We start from the raw sequence: 7034 nt of genomic DNA, 5'->3' as shown, positions 1-7034 counted from the left end.
GGACGAGGTCCGCCGCCGCGTTCAGCAGGACACCCTCGAGCATCGCGGACGGAAGGGGGACCCGCTCTACGGGATCCAGACCATCCTCCGCGCCGGAGCGGAGAACCTCACCGACAAGCAGCGTGTGAGGCTGACCGCGGCGATCGAGGCCGACCCCGCGCACGATGAGGTGTTCGTCGCGTGGCAGTGCGCCCAGCAGCTGCGCTCCGCCTACCACCAGAAGGATCTCACCGAGGGGCGACGGATCGCCCAGAAGATCGTCGACACGTTCCACACCTGCCCGATCCCCGAGATCGCCCGCCTCGGCCGGACGCTGCGCCGCTGGCGGTCAGCGTTCCTGGCGTACTTCACCACCAGCCGCGCGAACAACGGCGGCACCGAGGCGGTCAACGGGATCATCGAGCTGCACCGCCGCCTCGCCCGCGGCTACCGCAACCGGCACAACTACCGCCTCCGCATGCTCCTCGCCGCCGGCGGCCTCACCCCATGACCCCCACCAGATGTCCGAAGAGCCACGAAAGCGCCCGTCAGCGCTCCAGCGACACGTGGAACTTGGGCCCGAGCCCCGCACCCGCCGGCCTGTCGCCGGCGAGGATCGCGGGGAGGTCTTCGAGCGCGACGGTCGCGGCGACGAGCGGTCGCGGGTCGACGGCGCCCGACGCGTAGGCGGCGATCGTGCCGTCGAGGCCCGGCGAGGCGCTGAGCACGCCGACGGCCGTGACGTCGTTCAGCACGAGGTCGCGCGTGTCGATCGGGCTCGGCGTGCCCGCAATCCCGATGTAGACGACGCGCCTGCCGGGCTCGACGAGTTCGAGCGCCTTCGCGGGCAGATGCGGGGCGTTGGATGCCTCGATCACGGCGTCCCACGGCAGATCGGGCAGCGCGTCCTCGGCCCACACGTGTGCGAACCCGAGCGTGCGTGCGAAGCCCAGCGACCGGACGCTGCGCCCCAGCAGATGCACCTCGGCGCCGGCCGCCTGCGCGAACAGTCCGCACAGCAGGCCGATCGTGCCCGGGCCCAGCACGAGGCAGCGGTCCCCCGGCTCGAGCCTGGCGGCCTGCACCGCGCGGAACGCGTTGCCGCCGGGCTCGACCAGCGCGCCCATGGCGTCGTCGACCGTGTCGGGCAGTCGTCGCAGCGCGGCCGCAGGCACAGCGACCTGCTCGGCGAGGGCACCGGGACGGCCGCCGCGGATGCCGAGCTCGGCGCGCAACTCGCACACGTGCTGCCGCCCGCCCAGGCAGCGGCGGCACTCGCCGCAGCCGAGCATCGTGTCGCCGGTGACCCGCGCACCCAGCCACTCCTGGCCGACATCGGCACCGACCTCGGACACCACACCCATCCACTCGTGGCCGATGCGCATCGGGTACGCGGCATGCCGGCTGTGGAGGTATGCCATCTCGCCCGTGAAGAACTCGACGTCGGTGCCGCAGATGCCGGCCCGGTGCACGTCGACCACCACCTCGCCCGGCACCGCCTGCGGCTCGGCCACGTCCTGCACCTCTGCGCAGCCGGGCCCCGTGATGACGAGCGCCTTCATCGGGCTCCGCGCGCGCGTATCCGCGGGCGACCGGCCCACAGGTACGGCGCATTGCCGCGGTGGCCGGTCCTCACCGTGAACAGACGGCCCGAGAGAGGATGCTCCGCCCGCTGCTCCTCGCTGAGCCCCTCGATCGCCGTCGTGATGACGAGGGTGTCGAGGTCGGGTCCCGCGAACACGGGGCACGACGTGTGCGGGGCGGGCACGTCGACCCGTCCGACGACCTCACCCGCGGGCGAGATGCGCACGACGCATCCGCCGCCCCAGACCGCAACCCACAGGTGGTCTTCGCCGTCGGTGGTCATGCCGTCGGGGTGTCCCTCGGCCAGTTCGAGGAACACCCGCCGCGCGCCGGTCGCGCCGGTCACGGGGTCGTAGTCGCGGACGTGGATGCGACGCGTCATCGTGTCGATCGAGTACAGCGTGCGCCCATCCCGCGTCCACGCGAGGCCGTTCGACAACGTGAGGTCGTCGTCGAGCACGGTCGCGGTGCCGTCGAGGTCGACGCGAAGCAGCTCCTCGGGACCCGGGCCCTTCGTGCCGACCAGGAATCGCCCGGCCGGGTCGGGCTTGCCGTCGTTGAAGCGACGCTCGTCGCCATCGACGAGCTGCTCGCCCGCCTCGATGCGACCCCGGGTGTCGCGGAAGTACAGGCGGTGCGTCCCCGCGACGACCCACTCCCCCGCCGCCGACACCGCGACCGCGCCGGCCGTGTCGGGAAACTCGATGCGCTCGTCGATCTCGACGGTCGCGGCATCCGTCAACCGCCCGTCGTAGACGAGACCGTCCATGATGTCGACCCACAGCAGGCGTCCGCGGATCGGATCCCACGTGGGGCCTTCGCCGAGGAAGTGCGAGACGTCGGTCGCGACGGTCGCGGTGCCGAGGGCGGGCACGGACGCGTCAATGCGACTCACGCGACACCTCCGACCCCGACGACCCGACGAGGAAGTCCAGGTCAGCACCCCGATCGGCCTGCAGCACGTGGTCGACGTAGAGGCGCTCCCACCCGCGCCGGGGTTTCGCGTAGGCGTCGAGGGTGGCCTGGTTCGGCATCCGCTGCGCCAGCTCTTCGGCGGGCACGTCGAGATCGAGTCGCCCCGCGCGCACGTCGAGGCTGACCCAGTCGCCAGTCTGCACGAGGGCGAGCGGGCCGCCCGCCGCTGCCTCGGGCGTGACGTGCAGAACGACCGTTCCGTACGCGGTGCCCGACATGCGGCCGTCGCAGATGCGCACCATGTCGCGCACGCCCTGCGCGAGCAGCTTCGGCGGCAGCGGCATGTTCGCCACCTCCGGCATGCCCGGATACCCCTGCGGCCCGCATCCGCGCAGCACCATGACGCTCGACTCGTCGATGTCGAGGTCGGGGTCGTCGATGCGCGCGTGGAAGTCCTCGATCGAGTCGAACACCACCGCCCGGCCCCGGTGCTTCAGAAGATGAGCGGATGCCGCGGCCGGCTTGATCAGCGCACCGCCGGGCGCGAGCGACCCGCGCAGCACCGAGATGCCCGCGGCTTCTTGAAGCGGGTTGCCGCGCGGGGTGATCACGTCGGGATCCCAGATCCGCGCGTCGTCGAGGTGGTCGACGAACGGACGCCCGGTGATCGAGAGCGCGGACGGGTCGAGCAGGTCGCGCACCTCGCGCATCACCGCGAGGAACCCGCCCGCCCGGTAGAGGTCGTCCATGAGGTATCGGCCCGCGGGCTGCAGGTTCACCAGCAGCGGCACCTGCGCGCCGATGCGGTCGAAGTCGTCGATCGTGAGGTCGATGCCCAGGCGCCCCGCGATGGCGAGCAGGTGCACGACGGCGTTCGTGGACCCGCCGATCGCGGCGAGCGCGACGATCGCGTTGTGGAAGCTCGCCCTCGTGAGGAACGTCGACGGCCGGCGGTCGTCAGAGACCAGCTGCACCGCGAGCCGGCCGGTCTCGTGCGCCGCCTCGAGCAGGCGCGCATCCGGTGCCGGGGTTCCGGCGACACCGGGCACCACGACTCCGAGCGCTTCGGCGACGAGAGCCATCGTGGACGCCGTGCCCATCGTGTTGCAGTGCCCCTTCGAGCGGATCATCGACGACTCGCTCCCCCGGAACTGCTCCTCGCTCAGTGTGCCGGCGCGCACCTCTTCGCTCAGCCGCCACACGTCGGTGCCGCACCCGAGCGCCTCGCCCCGAAAATGGCCGGTGAGCATCGGCCCGCCTGGCACGACCACGGCAGGAAGATCGACGGATGCCGCGGCCATCAGCAGCGACGGGATCGTCTTGTCGCACCCGCCCAGCAGCACCACCCCGTCGATCGGGTTGGCGCGCAGCATCTCTTCGGTCGCCATCGCGGCCAGGTTGCGCCACAGCATCGCCGTCGGACGCACCTGAGTCTCGCCGAGCGAGACCACCGGAAGCTCCAGCGGAATGCCGCCGGCCTCGTAGATGCCGTTCTTCACCGACTGCGCCACCTCGGTCAGGTGCGCATTGCACGGAGTGAGATCAGACGCGGTGTTCGCGATCGCGATCTGCGAACGGCCCTCGAACGCGCTGGCGGGAACGCCGCGGCGCATCCACGCCCGATGGATGTACGCGTTCCGATCGTCGCCCGCATACCACTGCGAGCTGCGCTGCTCACTCATGGGTTCCCACTCTAGTGAGGCGCGGCGCACGGGCATCGTGCGGCGCAGGTCGGAGCGCGGGAGGCGCGGTGGGCGGCTCAGCTCTGCGCGAGCCGGACCGCCTTCTCGGTGAAGTAGGCGACCTCACCGTCGGCATCCTCGACCCCGAAGACGAACTTGCCGGACGGAGTCGCCCGCACGTCGATGACTTCGCCGCGTCCGCGAGGAGTGAACACGTCGGTCCCCGGCGTGAAGATGGAGTCGCTCATACGCCCGATCATGCGGCATGGGAAGGCACTCCGCCTCCCCCGTGAGGCGGAGTGCGGCCGGCACGTGGTAAGCTGAGGCGCTCCCATTCCGGGACCCGTGTCGATTCTCTGCCTCATCGTGGAGCGCTAACCCGACACCCATCCTCCAGCCGCTGTATCCGCGAGCCGCATGCGCGTGAGTCGTTCCGCGCGAAAGTCGAAAACCCCATGATCATCCCCTCGCCGGGCACGATGCTCGCCTGGCTCCGCGCCGACCTCGACGTGTCGGTGGCCACCTTCGGCGACGAGTACGCCGGCTTCATCGACCGCACACCCCTCGGCATCCGCGCCCACGGCGCTCGCGGAGAGGACCTCGGGCTGCACGCCACGCCCGACCTCGCCCGCGCCGCGGTCGCGGCATCCTTCGTGTCGCCCTCCTCCCCCAGGACCGCGACACGCCCTCATCGTCCGCGCCGCATTCGCCGGCGCGGCATCCCCGGTCGCTCCGGCGGCCCGAAGAACAGAAGGAAAGACACGATGGCCACTGGCACCGTGAAATGGTTCAACGCAGAGAAGGGCTACGGCTTCATCGCACCCGATGACGGCACCGCCGATCTCTTCGCGCACTTCAGCGCGATCACCGGCGAGGGCTTCAAGGAGCTCCGCGAAGACCAGAAAGTGGAGTTCGACGCCGAGCGCGGACCCAAGGGAATGCAGGCGGCGAACATCCGCCCGCTCTGACTGCGTCGTCACTGACACGTGCATCCGCGCCCGTCCCGGCATCCGTCGGGTCGGGCGCAGTTGTGTGCGCGGGCTGGAACACGCGGCGACAGCACTGGGAGCTGACGCCGCGCCCTCGCAGCTGACATTCGTCCGGCGCGGCGTCCGCGAACGCTCCGAAGAGCGTCTGGCCCACCATCAGGACGCGGCGGCCACCACCCATGCTCGCCGCACCACGTCGGCGGCTTCAACCGGACCGACGCGCAGGACTCCTTGATGGCTGAGGGCGGCCACCCACTCGGCATCGCTGGGACGCCGAGAGAACGTGACCCGCGCGGCATCCGTCAATGGACCGAAGCGACCGAAGAGCGCGGCAGCTTCGGCGTCGATGATCCCCTGCTCGGCCAATGCCCACAGGTCGTACAGATCGCGCGGGGCGGCGCGGTCGTGCCACGCTGCGAGCTTGGCTGCGGCGAAGGCCGGGGCGGTGAGCACGCGCATACGAGCGGGCGGCGCGTCGGCGTACCGCTGCTCGAGGTCGCGGACCTCGGTCGGCCACTGGGGATATTCCGATCCGTTCAGCAGCTGGATCTTCACGCGCGCGCCGCGGACGCTCATGACGGACGAAGCCGGATGCCGCGTGACAGCGAGATCCGGCTCGAACCGGGGCACGCCGACTGCACGCCCGAGGGAGGTCACCAATGCGTCTTGAATCTCGCGTGCGACTTCGGTACGCGAGCCGCGGCCGATCAGGTCGATGTCCTCGGAGAGCCGCAGCTCGGTGAGGTGCGTGCGCGAGAGCGCAGTCCCTCCGATGAACACCACCGAGTCGCTGTCAATCGTCGAGAGTGCAGCGAGTGCGTGAGAAATGACGTGATCGCGTCGCACTTGCTCGTCGTCGACGCCGAAGCGGTGCCGGACGGCGTCGAGGTCGTGTGGCGAGAGGATGCCGCGCACCGGCTCAGCCATCGTCTCCCCACTCGCCCAGCATTCGGGTCACGGCTGCGGGAACCCTTTCAGCCCGGCCCGCGATTCGCGCGACATCCTTCTTCGCAACGCGAGCTCGCAGAGTCGCGATCGCCTCAGCGACGTCACCTGCGAGAACACCACGGTCGGCGCTTCCGAGCAGGTCGTAGAGCGTCTGCGCCGGCGTCGCGACGAGCGCTTCGCCGAGCTCCGTGCGCTCAAGGGTCGCGTCTATGCGATCGAGATCGCGGTGCGCGAGTCGAACGACTCCGCCCGTGTCCAAGCGCACGGGGTGCCGACCGGGCACGGGAACGGCGAGTGTCGTCTCGGCGATCGCGCGCGGGATCGCATGCCAGAAGCGTGCCGCTCCCACGCCGGTCAGGATGACACGGCGCTCGCCGAACCGGGCCGTGCCAAGCGCCAGCGCGGCGGTCTCGAGCGGCGGCTTCCAGGTGCGCCCGTCCGCACCACCGGGCGGCGCGATGTAGACACCGCGCGCGATGCGTGTGAGCGCGCCGCGGCTGGCGAGACGGGCAAGGGTGCGTGCGGGATTGGCCACTTCGGCGGCGAGATCTTCCCAACGCACGGCCCGCATCGGCGCACGTTCCACGAACCTGAGCACATCGAGATCAGCCATGACACCCCTCGCCCCGCACCAACATACACCCAGCGTATGGTGGCGCTTTCCTAAAACGCCCGACCCGACCCGATCTCGTCATCGACCTCCGCCCCGACCACGCCCGCCGGCTCACAGGCCGATGGAGGGACCACCCGGATGCGCGGGGAAGGTGTGTGAGCGGCTGGGGTCGAAGTACGGGTCGACCGCGGGCGCTCGTCGAGGCTCCTGGATGCGCGCTTCCGGCGCGAGACCTCATCGCGCGCTCGACTCATGAGGCGGGTCGCGGTGCTCTGGCTGATCCAGAGCATGTCTGAGACGAGCTTCAACGTCGGATAGCTCATA

At 70.7% G+C, this 7034-nt stretch carries 8 protein-coding genes; 2 read left to right on the top strand and 6 right to left on the bottom strand.

The genetic code is table 11. From position 1 onward, the window contains the following. Nucleotides 1–490 (top strand): transposase (locus AB1K54_RS14300; protein ID WP_371203435.1); only part of this gene is annotated, 490 nt, incomplete at its 5' end. Between the two features lie 37 nt (nucleotides 491–527). On the opposite strand, the gene AB1K54_RS14295 is transcribed toward AB1K54_RS14300, so the two are convergent. The 4 genes from AB1K54_RS14295 to AB1K54_RS14280 all read right to left on the bottom strand — a co-directional run bounded on the left by AB1K54_RS14295 (nucleotide 528) and on the right by AB1K54_RS14280 (nucleotide 4408). Continuing rightward, on the bottom strand, nucleotides 528–1541 hold the full coding sequence (locus tag AB1K54_RS14295) for a zinc-binding dehydrogenase (protein WP_371203434.1): 1014 nt from the start codon (nucleotides 1539–1541) through the stop codon (nucleotides 528–530). Beyond that, nucleotides 1538–2458: an SMP-30/gluconolactonase/LRE family protein gene (locus AB1K54_RS14290; RefSeq protein WP_371203433.1), complete on the bottom strand. Its 921-nt coding sequence runs from the start codon at nucleotides 2456–2458 to the stop codon at nucleotides 1538–1540. The genes AB1K54_RS14295 and AB1K54_RS14290 overlap by 4 nt, the downstream gene beginning before the upstream one ends. After that, nucleotides 2445–4160 carry an IlvD/Edd family dehydratase gene (locus tag AB1K54_RS14285; protein ID WP_371203432.1) on the bottom strand — a complete coding sequence of 572 codons (1716 nt, stop codon included), beginning with the start codon at nucleotides 4158–4160 and terminating at the stop codon, nucleotides 2445–2447. The genes AB1K54_RS14290 and AB1K54_RS14285 overlap by 14 nt, the downstream gene beginning before the upstream one ends. A gap of 77 nt (nucleotides 4161–4237) precedes the next feature. Continuing rightward, nucleotides 4238–4408: a hypothetical protein gene (locus tag AB1K54_RS14280; protein WP_371203431.1), complete on the bottom strand. Its 171-nt coding sequence runs from the start codon at nucleotides 4406–4408 to the stop codon at nucleotides 4238–4240. A 516-nt stretch (nucleotides 4409–4924) separates the two neighbouring features. Here AB1K54_RS14280 and AB1K54_RS14275 point away from each other — a divergent pair. Then, nucleotides 4925–5128, top strand: coding sequence for a cold-shock protein (locus AB1K54_RS14275; RefSeq protein WP_371203437.1), 204 nt, complete (start codon nucleotides 4925–4927; stop codon nucleotides 5126–5128). A 177-nt stretch (nucleotides 5129–5305) separates the two neighbouring features. On the opposite strand, the gene AB1K54_RS14270 is transcribed toward AB1K54_RS14275, so the two are convergent. Both AB1K54_RS14270 and AB1K54_RS14265 read right to left on the bottom strand, forming a co-directional pair. Continuing rightward, nucleotides 5306–6076 (bottom strand): nucleotidyl transferase AbiEii/AbiGii toxin family protein, encoded by a 771-nt coding sequence (locus tag AB1K54_RS14270; protein ID WP_371203430.1) that lies wholly within the window; start codon nucleotides 6074–6076, stop codon nucleotides 5306–5308. Continuing rightward, on the bottom strand, nucleotides 6069–6710 hold the full coding sequence (locus tag AB1K54_RS14265; protein WP_371203429.1) for a type IV toxin-antitoxin system AbiEi family antitoxin domain-containing protein: 642 nt from the start codon (nucleotides 6708–6710) through the stop codon (nucleotides 6069–6071). Before AB1K54_RS14265 ends, AB1K54_RS14270 begins: the two co-directional genes overlap by 8 nt. Nucleotides 6711–7034: the final 324 nt, after the last annotated feature.

Source organism: Microbacterium sp. BWT-B31, from assembly GCF_041379855.1.
Taxonomy (GTDB): domain Bacteria; phylum Actinomycetota; class Actinomycetes; order Actinomycetales; family Microbacteriaceae; genus Microbacterium.
This window is presented reverse-complemented; position numbering and strand designations above follow the sequence as displayed.

Coding starts and splice junctions, on each gene's coding strand:
- AB1K54_RS14280 (WP_371203431.1), bottom strand. CDS start 4,408: ATGAGCGACTCCATCTTCACGCCGGGGACCGACGTGTTCACTCCTCGC.
- AB1K54_RS14270 (WP_371203430.1), bottom strand. CDS start 6,076: ATGGCTGAGCCGGTGCGCGGCATCCTCTCGCCACACGACCTCGACGCC.
- AB1K54_RS14265 (WP_371203429.1), bottom strand. CDS start 6,710: ATGGCTGATCTCGATGTGCTCAGGTTCGTGGAACGTGCGCCGATGCGG.
- AB1K54_RS14285 (WP_371203432.1), bottom strand. CDS start 4,160: ATGAGTGAGCAGCGCAGCTCGCAGTGGTATGCGGGCGACGATCGGAAC.
- AB1K54_RS14275 (WP_371203437.1), top strand. CDS start 4,925: ATGGCCACTGGCACCGTGAAATGGTTCAACGCAGAGAAGGGCTACGGC.
- AB1K54_RS14295 (WP_371203434.1), bottom strand. CDS start 1,541: ATGAAGGCGCTCGTCATCACGGGGCCCGGCTGCGCAGAGGTGCAGGAC.